Raw genomic sequence first — 13,331 nt, forward strand, 5'->3', positions numbered from 1 at the left:
CTCAGTCGTCGTCGCCGTGGATCCGCTGCCGTGTCGACAGCAGGTCCACCTCGGGCCGGTCGAACATCCAGCGTTCGCACCAGTCGAGTACGTCCTTGACGTGCCCGAGGTCCCCGGACACCACCGCGAGTCCTATCTCCGCCCTGCGGTAGAGGTCCTGCTCCCCGGTCTCGGCCACGCTCACACCGAACTTGCGGTGCAGTTCGGCGACGATCGGACGGACCACCGACCGCTTCTCCTTCAGGGACCGTACGTCACCCAGGAGCAGGTCGAAGCGCAATGTGCCTGCATACATGGATACGACGGTACAGGCGACGGCCGGGGCCATCGACGGGATTTCCCCGCCGACGGACCCCGGCCCCTGACGCGTGTCAGCCGCGCGGCTTCTCGCGCATCTCGTACGTCGCGATGACGTCGTCGATCTTGATGTCGTTGTAGTTGCCGAGGTTGATACCGCCCTCGTAACCCTCACGAATCTCGGTGACGTCGTCCTTGAAGCGGCGCAGGCCCTCGATGTTGAGGTTCTCGGCGATGACCTTGCCGTCGCGGAGCAGTCGGGCCTTGGTGTTGCGCCTGACCTCGCCGGAGCGCACGAGCACACCGGCGATGTTGCCGAGCTTGGAGGAGCGGAAGACCTCGCGGATCTCCGCGGTGCCGAGCTCGACCTCCTCGTACTCCGGCTTGAGCATGCCCTTGAGGGCCGCCTCGATCTCCTCGATGGCCTGGTAGATCACCGAGTAGTAGCGGACGTCCACGCCCTCGCGTTCGGCCATCTGCGCGGCACGGCCGGCCGCGCGGACGTTGAAGCCGATGACGATGGCGTCGGAGCCGGTCGCCAGGTCGATGTCCGACTCGGTGACCGCACCCACACCGCGGTGCAGCACGCGGATCTCGACCTCTTCGCCGACGTCGAGCTGGAGCAGCGAGGACTCCAGGGCCTCGACCGAACCGGACGCGTCGCCCTTGATGATGAGGTTGAGTTCCTGCACCAGACCGGCCTTGAGGGCCTCGTCCAGGTTCTCCAGGGAGAACCGCACGCCCTTGCGGGCGAAGCGGACGTTGCGCTCGCGGGCCGCACGCTTCTCGGCGATCTGCCGGGCGGTGCGGTCCTCGTCGACGACCAGGAAGTTGTCGCCGGCGCCGGGCACGTTGGTCAGACCGAGGACGAGGACCGGGGTCGACGGAGTCGCCTCGTCCACGTTCTCGCCCTTGTCGTCGAGCATGGCGCGCACCCGGCCGTAGGCGTCGCCCACGACCATCGTGTCGCCGACCCGCAGCGTGCCGCGCTGGACCAGGACGGTCGCGACGGCGCCGCGGCCCTTGTCCAGGTGGGCCTCGATCGCGATGCCCTGCGCGTCCTGCTCCGGGTTGGCCCGCAGGTCGAGCGAGGCGTCCGCGGTGAGGATCACGGCCTCCAGCAGGCTGTCGATGTTCAGACCCTGCTTGGCGGAGATGTCGACGAACATGGTGTCGCCGCCGTACTCCTCGGCCACCAGACCGAACTCGGTGAGCTGGCCGCGCACCTTGGTCGGGTCGGCGCCCTCGACGTCGATCTTGTTGACCGCGACCACGATCGGCACGTCAGCCGCCTTGGCGTGGTTCAGCGCCTCGATCGTCTGCGGCATCACACCGTCGTTGGCCGCGACCACCAGGATCGCGATGTCGGTGGACTTCGCACCACGGGCACGCATGGCGGTGAACGCCTCGTGACCCGGGGTGTCGATGAAGGTGATCGCGCGCTCTTCGCCGTTGACGTCGGTGGCCACCTGGTAGGCACCGATGTGCTGGGTGATGCCGCCGGCCTCGCCCGCGACCACGTTGGTCTTGCGGATCGCGTCGAGCAGGCGGGTCTTGCCGTGGTCGACGTGACCCATGACGGTGACCACCGGCGGGCGGGAGACGAGCATCTCCTCGCCGCCCTCGTCCTCGCCGAACTCGATGGAGAAGGACTCGAGCAGCTCGCGGTCCTCCTCCTCCGGGCTGACGATCTCCAGCACGTAGTTCATCTCGCCGGCCAGCAGCTCCAGGGTGGAGTCCGAGACCGACTGGGTGGCCGTGACCATCTCACCGAGGTTGAGCATCACCTGGACGAGCGACGCCGGGTTGGCGTTGATCTTCTCGGCGAAGTCGGTGAGCGAGGCACCGCGCGACAGGCGCACGGTCTGGCCGTTGCCGCGGGGCAGCAGCACGCCGCCCACGGACGGGGCCTGCATGGCCTCGTACTCCTGGCGCCGCTGGCGCTTGCTCTTACGGCCGCGCGCCGGGCGTCCGCCCGGGCCGCGCCCGAACGCGCCCTGTGTGCCGCCACGGCCGCCGGGGCCGCCGGGACGACCGCCGAAACCGCCGGGACGGGGACCGAAGCCGCCACCGCCACCGCCGGCACCGCCGCCGGGACGCGGGCCGCCGAAGCCGCCGCCGCCACCGCCGGGACGGCTGCCGGGACCGGCCGGACGGCCGGCGAAGCCGCCGCCACCGCCGCCGGGACGACCGCCCGGACCGCCGGGACGACCGCCCGGACCGCCGGGACGGCCACCGGGACCGCCGGGACGGCCGCCGGGGGACGGGGCGGGACGCTGCGGCATCATGCCCGGGTTCGGGCGCGGGCCGGAGCCCTGCGGACGGGGCATGCCGCCCGGACTCGGACGGGCACCGCCGGCGCCCGGAGCACCCTGGCCCGGACCCGGACGCGGAGCGCCGCCGGGACGCGGGGCGCCGCCGCCGGGCCCTGCCGGGCGCGGGGCACCGCCCTGGCCGCCGCCGGGACGCGGCGCGCCACCCGGGCGCGGCATGCCGGTGGAGCCGGACGTGAACGGGTTGTTGCCCGGACGCGGGCCCGCGGGACGCGGCGCGCCGGGACGCGGGGCACCGCCCTGACCGGGCGCGGGACGCCCGCCGGGACGGGAGCCGGAGTCACGGCCGTCACGCTGGCCGCCCTCACGCTGACCGCCGCCCTGTGCGGGACGCGCCGGGCGCGGACCGGGGGTGGGGCCAGGACGGCTCTGCTGGTTCTGATTCTGGTTCTGGTTCGCCGGGGGCGCGGCGGGCGGCGCCTGGAACTCAGCGGCCGGCACAGGGGCGGCGGGGCTGGGCTTCGGCGCGGCGGGGCCGGGCTTGGGCGCACCGGGGCCGGGCCGCGGGCCGGAGGACGGCGCGGAGCCGCCGGCCGGCGCGGCGGGGGCCGCGGGGGTGGAGCCGCCGGCCGGCTTGGGCGCCGGGGCAGCAGGACGGGCCGGCGCACCCGGGGTGGGGGCAGCCGGCTTGGCGGGCGCGCTCTTGCGCGGCGCCGAGGGCTTCGCAGCGGACTTGCCGGCGTTGCCGCCGCCCGGTCCCTGGAAAGCGTCGGTCAGTTTACGGACGACCGGTGCCTCGATGGTCGAGGACGCCGAACGGACGAATTCGCCGAGTTCCTGGAGCTTGGCCATGACGACCTTGCTCTCGACTCCCATCTCTTTGGCGAGTTCGTAGACCCGGACCTTAGCCACATCGCTCCTTTTAGGTCCGGGGTGTCCACCGGACCGTCGCTACTTCATGGGCGTACTCATCGCGTACTCATCGAGTGCTCATCGCAATCTCGACCTACTTCCATCTCGCGAGGTACCTGATCGCACGGGACGGGCCCGTGCCGTACTTCTTCACTGCACTTCTTACGGGGCTGCCTGCTGCTCGACAAACCGGCGCACTTCCGCGGTGTCGGGCGCCACCGGGCTTTTGAAGGCCCGGCCGAACGCCCGGCGGCGTACCGCCAGGTCGAGGCAGGCAAGGGCGGGATGCACATACGCACCCCGACCGGGCAGCGTACCGCGACGATCGGGGACGCACGCGTCCCCGCTCCTCACCACACGCAGCAGTTCGCTCTTGGCCGCTCGCTGACGGCACCCGACGCACGTACGCTCCGGGCATGCTGGCGACAGCGTCCGACCAGACACTCTTTAGTCTACCTCCCCGCACGGACGTCACTCCTTCGAGTACGCCCACGTACGGCTGTTCGTTTCTGGTTCGCCCCGCGGAGCACGTGATCCGGCCGCGCAGGGGCGGGTTTCAGCCTTCCGGACGCGACTGCACCGGTGACTGGCCGCCGGACGGCGGCTGCTCGGTGCCCTCGGTGTCGGGACGGATGTCGATCCGCCAGCCGGTGAGCCGGGCGGCGAGCCGCGCGTTCTGGCCCTCCTTGCCGATGGCCAGGGACAGCTGGTAGTCGGGCACCGTCACCCGTGCGGAGCGGGCGCCCGCGTCCACCACCTCGACCCGGGACACCCGGGCGGGTGACAGCGCGTTCGCCACCATCTCGGCCGGGTCGTCCGACCAGTCGACGATGTCGATCTTCTCGCCGTTCAACTCGGCCATCACCGCGCGCACCCGGGCGCCCATCGGGCCGATGCAGGCGCCCTTGGCGTTGAGCCCGGAGCGCGCCGAGCGGACCGCGATCTTGGTGCGGTGGCCGGCCTCACGCGCGATGGCCTCGATGGTCACCGAGCCGTCGGCGATCTCCGGCACCTCCAGCGCGAAGAGCTTCTTCACCAGATTGGGGTGCGTGCGCGACAGGGTGACCTGCGGCCCACGGACACCCTTGGCCACCCGTACGACGTACGTGCGCAGCCGGGTGCCGTGCTTGTACTCCTCGCCGGGGACCTGCTCCTGCACCGGCAGCAGGGCCTCCAGCTTGCCGATGTCGACCAGGACGTTCTTGGGGTCCTTGCCCTGCTGGACGACACCGGTGACGATGTCGCCCTCGCGGCCGGCGTACTCGCCGAACGTCACGTCGTCCTCGGCGTCGCGCAGCCGCTGCAGGATCACCTGCTTGGCGGTCGACGCGGCGATGCGGCCGAAGCCCGAGGGGGTGTCGTCGAACGCGCGGGGCTCGGCGCCCTCGGCGACCTCGTCCGGCTCCTCGGTGGCCCACACCGTGACGTGTCCGCTGGTGCGGTCGAGCTCCACCCGGGCGCGCCGGTGGCTGCCGGGCTCGCGGTGGTAGGCGATCAGCAGCGCCGACTCGATGGCCTCGACCAGCAGGTCGAACGAGATCTGCCGCTCCTGCACCAGACCCCGCAGGGCCTTCATGTCGATGTCCACGGCTACGCCTCCTCGGTCGTCTCGTCGATGTCGCTGTCGGTATCGGTGTCGCTGTCGAGGTCGTCGCCGTCGAGGTCCGTGTCGCCGTCGGCGTCCTCGGGCGCGCCGTCACGGCGGGTGAACTCGACCTCGACCCGGGCCTTCGCGATCTCCGCGAAGTCCGCTCGGGCGGGCTTGGGCTTGCGGCCCTTGACGCCCGGCACCTCCAGGTCGAGACCCGTCTCGTCCACCGCCATGATCCGTGCGATCAGCTCGCCGCGCTCCTTGAGCGCCAGCTTCACCAGCCGCCCGGTGTTGCGCCGGAAGTGCCGGGGCTCGGTCAGCGGCCGGTCGGTGCCCGGCGAGGTGACCTCCAGGACGTACTCCGCCTCGCCCATCACGTCCGAGGCGTCCAGCGCCTGCGACAGCGAGCGGCTGATCTCGGCCACCGCGTCGAGCTGGACGCCCTCCTCGGAATCCACCACGACCAGCAGCTGGCGGCGACGGCCGGAGGCACTCAGCGTGACCTCCTCCAGTTCGAGGCCCGCTTTGTCGACGAGCGGCTCGAACAGCGCGCGCAGCCTCTCGCTCTGGGTGGTGCTCATCCGGGTGACTCCTCGGCCGCGTGTGCTGTTGTGGTGGAAGGTCGTGTGTAAAGGCAAGGCTACCCGAGCCGGGGCGGCGCACCGCGCCACTTCGGCCCCCGTACACTCCCTCCATGATCCCGGAGGCGGCGGCTCGGCTGAGCAGGCGGAGCGTGATGGCGGCGGCGGTCGCGGCGGTCGGCACCGGGTGCTCGGCGCACACGACCGGCGCCGACGGCAAGGGCGGCGCGCGGCAGGCGGCCGTGCCCGGCGCGGCGGAGCAGGCCGGGGCCGCGCGCGACAGCGTGGAACTGGCGGGACGGTACGACGCCGCCGTGGCGGCGCACCCCTCGCTCACTGCCCGGCTGGCCCCGCTGCGGGACGAGGTCGCCCGGCACGTCGAGGCCTTCGGCGGCCGCCTGCCCGCCGCTCCGGCTTCTCCCGCCGCCGCAGCGGCGGCCACGCCCGCCAAGGCGCTCGCCGCGCTGGCGGCCGCCGAGCGCAAGCTCGCCGACGCCAGGGCGGCCGCGCTGCTGACCGTGCCGGGCGGACTGGCCCGGCTGCTGGCGTCCGCCGCGGCCTGCGGTGCGGGCCATGCGGCGCTGCTGAGCGGCAAGGCCCCCGAAACGGTCAGGGCGGGCAAGGACGACCAGGACGGCAAGGGCGGGCACGGGACCGCGAGCGACGACGGGGACGAGGGCTGAGGGGTGGATCGGTGAACGCGGTCATCGACGCGGCGCAGGCGGCGCTGGCCGCCGAATACGCCGCGGTGTACGGCTACGGCGTCGTCGGCGGCCACCTGACCGGCTCCCGGCAGGACGACGCGCGGCAGGCCTACGACGCCCACCGCGCGCGCCGCGACGCCCTGGTCCGCACGGTCACCGACCTCGGCGCCCGGCCCGCCGCCGAGCCGGCCGGATACACGCTGCCCTTCGCCGTGACCGGGCCGGAATCCGCGGCCAGGCTCGCGGCCTCCATCGAGGAGCACGTGGCGGGCGCCTACGGAGACGTGGTGCGCACCGCGCTGGGCGGCCTGCGGCAGGACGCGGCATCGGCGATGCGTGACGCGGCGGTGCGTGCCGTACGGTGGCGCGGCGGCAGCGTAGCCTTCCCGGGTCTGGCGGAACGCGGCTGACCGCGCCCGCCGGGCGAGCGACGGGCCGCACGGAGGGCAGGGCAGAGCGAATGGGTTCAGCAGCGCACCATAGTCAGCCGTCCGCCGACGGCCCGCAGCCGCCGGAGCGGCTGGTGCGTACGGTCACCGCCTGGGAGGGCGAGGCGGGCCGGGAGTGGCTCGCGCAGCTGCCCGGCCGGGTGGCCCGGCTGCTCACCCGCTGGGAGCTGACGGTGGAGCGGGTCGTCGCGGCCGGCGGCCAGATCAGCATGATCCTGCTGGTGCGCACCGCGGAGGGCGACCCGGCGGTGCTCAAGGTCGGCATGGTCAACCGGGAGACCGAGCACGAGCACGCCGCGCTGGCGCACTGGAACGGGCGGGGCGCCGTACGCCTGCTGCGGGCCGATCCGGACGAGGGCGCGATGCTGCTGGAGCGGCTGCAGGCCGATGTGTCGCTGCGCTCGCTGGCCGAGGCCAAGGCGCTGCTGGAGGCCGAGGAGGTGCTGCAGCGGCTGTGGGTGCCGCCCGCCGCGGACCACCCGTTCCGTGTCGTTTCCGCGATGACCGGCGAGCTGGCGGAGCTGCTGCGCGGCCGCCGCGCGGCGCCCTGGGCGGCCGACGCAGCGCCGCTGATCGACGAGGCGCTGGCGGCGCAGGCCGAACTCGCGGGCTCCGCGGGCGAGGTGGAGACGGTGCTGCTGCACGGCGACTACCACCAGGGCAACGTGCTGGCCGGTGAGCGGGTGCCGTGGCTGGCCATCGACCCCAAACCGCTGGTCGGGGAGCGGGCGTTCGACCTGGCGTGGCTGGCCAGGGACCGGCTGTCGACACTCGCCGCGCAGCCGGGTTCGCGCAGCACAGCGCGGCGCCGGATCGCGAAGCTCGCCGACGCCCTGGAGGTGGACGCGGAGCGGCTGCGCGGCTGGTCCGTCTTCCGCGCCGTCGAGGCGGGCGTGTGGTACCTGTCCGTCGGCGGGCGCGAGGACGGCGAGCTGCTGCTGGAGTTCGCGAGCTGGCTCTAGCGGTACGGGCCTGGGCCTGCCGACAGGTGTGCGTACGGCTCAGCGCAGCAGCGGCAGCGGGGCGCCCATCACGGCGTACGGGCGGGCGGCGCTGGGAAAGTGGACCGGGCGGGCCAGATCGCGGTAGCCGAGCGCGTGGTAAAGGTGCCGGGCGGGGGTGTCGGCGTCGATGGCCGACAGGATGCTGCGCGGCTCGCTCGCGGCGTCGGTGAGCGCGGTGATCAGGGCGCGGCCCAGGCCCCGGCCCTGGAAGTCGGGGAGCACGTGCAGCTCGGTGATCACGAAGGAGTCGTCCAGCCAGCCGTCGTTGCCCTCCCGGCGCAGGTACGGCTGCACGACGCTGGACCACCAGTGGCCGCGGTCGTTGGGCAGTCCGTAGACGAAGCCGACGATGCGGCCGCCGGGGGTGTGCGCGGTGAGGGCCCGAGCGCCGGGGTCGGCCAGGTGCCGCAGCACGATCTGCCGCCGGATGGCCACCTCCTCGGGCCCGAGCCCGAAGGCGACGGCCTGGACGGCGAGGGCCTCGTCGACATGCGCGGCGAGATCGGCCGGCTCGACCACCACGTTCTCCATGGGCCCGGAGACTACCCCGCCGTCCCGCCCGGCCCATGATCGCGCAGGCCAGCGCCGCCGCCGGACGAGACGCGGACGCACCCTAGAAGAGCACCGACATGAACGAGCCGACCTCGGTGAAGCCGACCCGCTCGTAGGCGGCGCGCGCCGGGGTGTTGAAGTCGTTGACGTAGAGGCTGACGACCGGCGCCACGTCGCGCAGCGCGTAGCTCAGGACGGCGGCCATGCCCGTCTCGGACAGCCGCCTGCCGCGGTGCGCGGGGGCCACCCAGACGCCCTGGATCTGGCAGGTCTGCCGGGTGACGGCGCCGATCTCCGCCTTGAAGACCACCTGGCCGTCCTCGATCCGCGCGAACGCCCGCCCGTTGGAGACCAGTTCGGCGACCCGCGCCTGGTAGAGCAGCCCGCCGTCGCCGGCCAGCGGGGAGACGCCGACCTCCTCGGTGAACATCGCCACGCACGCCGGCATGATCACGTCCATCTCGTCCTTGCGCACCCGGCGCACCAGCGGGTCCGGCGCGACGTCCGCGGGCAGCGAGCGGGTCGTCATGAGCGGCTGGTGGCGGCGCACCTCACGGGCCGGGCCCCAGTGCGGCTCCAGCCGGGCCCACAGGTCGGCGGTGGGTCCGGCAGGGCCGACGACGGACGAGCAGCGGCGGCCGGATCTGCGGGCGCGTTCGGCGAAGGCGGCGACCGCCTCGGGGGTGGCGCAGATGGGGACGAGGTTGGCGCCCGCGTAGCACAGCGAGACCAGCCGCCCGGCCTCGTACCAGCCCCACATCTCGCCGCCGAGCCGCCACGGGTCGAGCCCGGCGATGTTGACCCGGGAGGTGACGAACGCGTTGGCGACCGGTTCGCGGTGCAGCACCGCGAGGGCGGCGTCGAGGTCACCCGGTTCCAGGACGCGGGCTGTCGAGTGGGTCAGCACGTGGGGGCCTCACCGTCTTCGGCCCGTGGGCCGCTGCCGCAGGCGTGGGGTGGAGTGCGCACTTTACCCCGCCCGGGTGTGCCCCACCCCGCGCGGGCCGCAGGCGGGCGCGGGGCGGGACGGGAGCGGCGGGCGGGCCGTGCGGCCCGGTGCGGGAGGGTGCCGGTCAGGACACGCTCACCTGGGGCTCGCCGGAGGCCACACCGGCGTCCTTCATCTGGTCGGCGAGTTTCATGGCCTCGTCGATCAGGGTCTCCACGATCTTCGACTCCGGCACGGTCTTGATGACCTCGCCCTTGACGAAGATCTGGCCCTTGCCGTTGCCGGACGCGACACCGAGGTCGGCCTCACGGGCCTCGCCGGGACCGTTGACGACACAGCCCATGACGGCGACGCGCAGCGGCACCTCCATGCCCTCCAGGCCGGCGGTGACCTCCTCGGCGAGCTTGTAGACATCGACCTGGGCGCGGCCGCAGGACGGGCAGGAGACGATCTCCAGCCGCCGCTGGCGCAGGCCGAGCGACTCCAGGATCTGGATGCCGACCTTGACCTCCTCGGCCGGCGGCGCGGACAGCGACACGCGGATGGTGTCGCCGATGCCCTCCGACAGCAGCGCACCGAAGGCGACCGCCGACTTGATGGTGCCCTGGAAGGCCGGGCCCGCCTCGGTGACGCCGAGGTGCAGCGGGTAGTCGCACTTCTCGGCCAGCAGCCGGTAGGCGTTGACCATGACGACCGGGTCGTTGTGCTTGACCGAGATCTTGATGTCGCGGAAGCCGTGCTCCTCGAAGAGCGACGCCTCCCACAGCGCGGACTCGCACAGCGCCTCGGGGGTGGCCTTGCCGTACTTCTCCAGCAGGCGCCTGTCGAGGGAGCCCGCGTTGACGCCGATGCGGATCGGCACCCCGGCGCCGGAGGCGGCCTTGGCGATCTCCCGTACCTTGTCGTCGAACTGCTTGATGTTGCCGGGGTTCACGCGGACCGCGGCGCAGCCGGCGTCGATCGCGGCGAAGACGTACTTCGGCTGGAAGTGGATGTCGGCGATCACCGGGATCTGCGACTTGCGGGCGATCGTGGACAGGGCGTCCGCGTCGTCCTGGGTCGGGCAGGCCACCCGGACGATCTGGCAGCCGGAGGCGGTCAGCTCGGCGATCTGCTGCAGTGTGGCACCGATGTCGGAGGTCCGGGTGGTGGTCATGGACTGCACGGAAACCGGAGCGTCACCGCCCACGGCGACGCTGCCGACCTGGATCTGACGGCTCTTGCGGCGGTCGGCGAGCTTGATCGGAACATCCGGCATACCGAGCGAAATCGCTGTCATCTGCGTGGCATCCCCATGGTGTGGCACAAGTCCCGGCGTGGGCGGGCTCCGGGGTCGAGATTACGTCACCCGCTCCCCGCGGCTCACCCGGCTCGGGACATCAGGAACTGAGTTTGACGGGGTTCACCACGTCGGCGATGAGAACCAGCAGCGTGAAGCACACGAAGATGCCGGCGACGACGTAGGCGACAGGCATGAGCTTCGCCACATCGAACGGCCCCGGGTCGGGCTTGCGGAAGACCCGGGCGGTGTGCCGCCGCAGCGACTCCCACAGCGCCCCCGCCACGTGTCCGCCGTCCAGCGGCAGCAGCGGAAGCATGTTGAACAGGAACAACGACAGGTTGAAGCCCGCGACGAGGATCACCATGGTGGCGATGCGGTCGATGGCCGGTTCGTGCAGCGAGAAGACCTCGCCGCCGACACGGGCCGCGCCCACCACGCCCATCGGCGAGTCGGCCTTGCGCGGGGCGCCCTCGAAGGTGGCTCGCCACAGGTCCGGGATGCGCTGCGGGAGCCGCAGCAGCGAGTCGACGCCCTGCCGGGCCATGTCGCCCATGTAGTTCACCGAGCCAGTGAAGCTCAGCGGGGAGATCTGGCTGGCGGGGCTGAAGCCGAGGAAGCCCGCGATGACGGTGCCGTGGTCCGTCGGCTGCCCGTCGCTGTCGGTCTTCGGGACCTCGTTGGTGGTGATCACCGGGTGCAGCGTGACGCGCTTGCCGTCGCGCTCGACGACGATGGTGGCCTGGCCGACGCCCGTGCGGATGTCCTGGGAGAGCTGCGCCCAGTCCTTGACGGGGCGTCCGTTGAACTCCAGGAAGCGGTCGCCGGGCCGGAGTCCCGCGAGCTTGGCGGGCGCCACCCGGTCGGTCGCCTGGCACGGGTTGTCCGCGTCGCGCTTGGCCACGTCGGTCTGCGCGATCACGCAGTCGCTGACGGAGGCGACGGTGGTGGTGTCCTTGGCCACGCCGATGCCCATGAAGACCGACAGCGCGAGGCCGAAGGCCAGGATCAGGTTCATGAACGGGCCGGCGAACATCACGATGACGCGCTTCCACGGCTTGCGCGTGTAGAACAGCCGCGTCTCGTCGCCCGGCTGCAGCTCCTCGAAGGCCGCCGAGCGGGCGTCCTCGATCATGCTGCGCCACGGCGACGTGGAGCGGGCGGTGATCCGCCCGTCCTCACCGGGCGGGAACATGCCGATCATGCGGATGTAGCCGCCCAGCGGGACGGCCTTGAAACCGTACTCCGTCTCGCCCTTCTTGCGGGACCACACCGTCGGGCCGAAGCCGACCATGTACTGCGTGACCCGGATCTTGAAGAGCTTGGCCGTGGACAGGTGCCCCAGCTCGTGCCAGGCGATGGAGACCATCAGGCCGACGGCGAAGACCACTATGCCGAGGACCGTCATGAGACCGGTCATACGCGTGCTGCCTCCGTTGCCTGGGCCAGTTCCACCGCCCGGGCGCGTGCCCAGGCCTCCGCTTCCAGGACGTCCTCGACCGTCAGGGAAGTTCCCGTCCCGGGTGTGCCGTGCTCCTCGACGACCTTCGCGACGGTGTCCACGATGCCGGTGAACGGCAGCCGGCCCGCGAGGAAGGCGTCCACGCACTCCTCGTTGGCCGCGTTGAACACCGCGGGCGCGGTGCCCCCGAGACTACCCACGTGGCGGGCCAGCGCGACCGAGGGAAACGCCTCGTCGTCGAGCGGGAAGAACTCCCACGACATGGCCTGGGACCAGTCGAAGGCGGGGGCGGCGTCCGGCACCCGGTCCGGCCAGCCCAGGCCGAGCGCGATCGGCACCTTCATGTCCGGCGGCCCGGCCTGCGCGATCGTGGAGCCGTCGACGAACTCGACCATGGAGTGGATGTAGGACTGCGGGTGCACGACGACCTCGATGCGGTCGAACGGCACGTCGTACAGCAGGTGCGCCTCGATCACCTCGAGGCCCTTGTTGACGAGTGTCGCGGAGTTGACGGTGATGACCGGGCCCATGGCCCACGTGGGATGGGCGAGCGCGTCGGCCGGGGTGACATGGGCCAGCTCCGCGCGGCTGCGGCCGCGGAAGGGGCCGCCGGAGGCGGTCACCAGCAGCTTGCGCACCTCCTCGCGGCGGCCGGACATCAGCGCCTGGAAGAGCGCGGAGTGCTCGGAGTCGACCGGCACGATCTGGCCCGGCTTCGCGAGCGCCTTGACCAGCGGGCCGCCGACGATCAGGGACTCCTTGTTGGCCAGCACCAGCACCCGCCCGGCCTCCAGCGCGGCCAGCGTCGGGCGCAGGCCGATCGAGCCGGTGATGCCGTTGAGCACGGAGTGGCACTCCAGGCTCGCGACCTGCGTGGCGGCCTCCGGCCCCGCGAGGATCTCCGGCAGTACGGCCCCCGCGCCGTACTGCCCGGCGAGTGCCTCACGCAGCGGGCCGACGGCGGCCTCGTCGGAGACGGCGACGGTGCGTACCCCGAGCCGGTGCGCCTGCTCGGCGAGCAGCTCGACCCGGCTTCCGGCGGCGGAGAGCGCCGTCACACGGAAGCGGTCCGGGTTGCGCAGCACCAGGTCGATCGCCTGGGTGCCGATGGATCCGGTGGAGCCGAGGATCACGATGTCGCGGGGGCCGTCCGCCGGGTCGCCGGTGACGTGCGGGCGGTAGTGCGGGTCTGCGAGAGCGTCCGTCATGGGGCCATTGTGTCGTGCGCGGAGCACCCCGCGTCCAGCACCCCGCACTCCCTGTGGACAACCCGCGGCA

General features: G+C 72.6%; 13 protein-coding genes. 3 read left to right on the forward strand and 10 right to left on the reverse strand.

Annotation, left to right across the window (positions count from 1 at the left end):
• Position 1: 1 nt before the first annotated feature.
• The 5 genes from ACH4PY_RS24325 to rimP form a co-directional block, all read right to left on the reverse strand.
• Positions 2 to 295 (reverse strand): DUF503 domain-containing protein, encoded by a 294-nt coding sequence (locus ACH4PY_RS24325; RefSeq protein ID WP_398186599.1) that lies wholly within the window; start codon positions 293 to 295, stop codon positions 2 to 4.
• Positions 296 to 371: 76 nt separating this feature from the next.
• Positions 372 to 3,482, reverse strand: a complete 3,111-nt coding sequence (gene infB / locus ACH4PY_RS24330; protein ID WP_398186602.1) for a translation initiation factor IF-2 — start codon at positions 3,480 to 3,482, stop codon at positions 372 to 374.
• Between the two features lie 162 nt (positions 3,483 to 3,644).
• Positions 3,645 to 3,926, reverse strand: a complete 282-nt coding sequence (locus ACH4PY_RS24335; protein WP_398186604.1) for a YlxR family protein — start codon at positions 3,924 to 3,926, stop codon at positions 3,645 to 3,647.
• 112 nt (positions 3,927 to 4,038) lie between these two features.
• Positions 4,039 to 5,070: a transcription termination factor NusA gene (gene nusA, locus ACH4PY_RS24340; protein ID WP_398186606.1), complete on the reverse strand. Its 1,032-nt coding sequence runs from the start codon at positions 5,068 to 5,070 to the stop codon at positions 4,039 to 4,041.
• 2 nt (positions 5,071 to 5,072) lie between these two features.
• Positions 5,073 to 5,654: a ribosome maturation factor RimP gene (gene rimP / locus ACH4PY_RS24345; RefSeq protein ID WP_398186609.1), complete on the reverse strand. Its 582-nt coding sequence runs from the start codon at positions 5,652 to 5,654 to the stop codon at positions 5,073 to 5,075.
• Between the two features lie 113 nt (positions 5,655 to 5,767).
• On the opposite strand from rimP, the gene ACH4PY_RS24350 reads away from it, so the two are divergent.
• The 3 genes from ACH4PY_RS24350 to ACH4PY_RS24360 are packed head-to-tail and all read left to right on the forward strand — an operon-like array spanning position 5,768 to position 7,769.
• Entirely contained in the window at positions 5,768 to 6,337 is a 570-nt protein-coding gene (locus ACH4PY_RS24350) for a hypothetical protein (RefSeq protein ID WP_398186611.1), read from the forward strand.
• An 11-nt stretch (positions 6,338 to 6,348) separates the two neighbouring features.
• Entirely contained in the window at positions 6,349 to 6,768 is a 420-nt protein-coding gene (locus tag ACH4PY_RS24355; protein ID WP_398186614.1) for a ferritin-like domain-containing protein, read from the forward strand.
• 50 nt (positions 6,769 to 6,818) lie between these two features.
• On the forward strand, positions 6,819 to 7,769 hold the full coding sequence (locus ACH4PY_RS24360; protein WP_398186617.1) for an aminoglycoside phosphotransferase family protein: 951 nt from the start codon (positions 6,819 to 6,821) through the stop codon (positions 7,767 to 7,769).
• A 39-nt stretch (positions 7,770 to 7,808) separates the two neighbouring features.
• On the opposite strand, the gene ACH4PY_RS24365 is transcribed toward ACH4PY_RS24360, so the two are convergent.
• The 5 genes from ACH4PY_RS24365 to dxr form a co-directional block, all read right to left on the reverse strand.
• Complete coding sequence (locus tag ACH4PY_RS24365) at positions 7,809 to 8,342, reverse strand: GNAT family N-acetyltransferase (protein WP_031521623.1); 534 nt, start codon at positions 8,340 to 8,342, stop codon at positions 7,809 to 7,811.
• A gap of 82 nt (positions 8,343 to 8,424) precedes the next feature.
• A complete protein-coding gene (locus ACH4PY_RS24370) occupies positions 8,425 to 9,270 on the reverse strand; it encodes a GNAT family N-acetyltransferase (RefSeq protein ID WP_398186622.1) in 846 nt (281 codons plus the stop codon).
• Positions 9,271 to 9,436: 166 nt separating this feature from the next.
• Positions 9,437 to 10,591, reverse strand: coding sequence for a flavodoxin-dependent (E)-4-hydroxy-3-methylbut-2-enyl-diphosphate synthase (gene ispG / locus ACH4PY_RS24375; RefSeq protein ID WP_398186624.1), 1,155 nt, complete (start codon positions 10,589 to 10,591; stop codon positions 9,437 to 9,439).
• Positions 10,592 to 10,691: 100 nt separating this feature from the next.
• Positions 10,692 to 12,011 (reverse strand): M50 family metallopeptidase, encoded by a 1,320-nt coding sequence (locus ACH4PY_RS24380; RefSeq protein WP_398186627.1) that lies wholly within the window; start codon positions 12,009 to 12,011, stop codon positions 10,692 to 10,694.
• Positions 12,008 to 13,261: a 1-deoxy-D-xylulose-5-phosphate reductoisomerase gene (gene dxr, locus ACH4PY_RS24385; protein ID WP_398186630.1), complete on the reverse strand. Its 1,254-nt coding sequence runs from the start codon at positions 13,259 to 13,261 to the stop codon at positions 12,008 to 12,010. The genes ACH4PY_RS24380 and dxr overlap by 4 nt, the downstream gene beginning before the upstream one ends.
• Between the last annotated feature and the right edge of the window lie 70 nt (positions 13,262 to 13,331).

The organism is Streptomyces sp. NPDC021224, assembly GCF_044332905.1.
GTDB lineage: Bacteria > Actinomycetota > Actinomycetes > Streptomycetales > Streptomycetaceae > Actinacidiphila.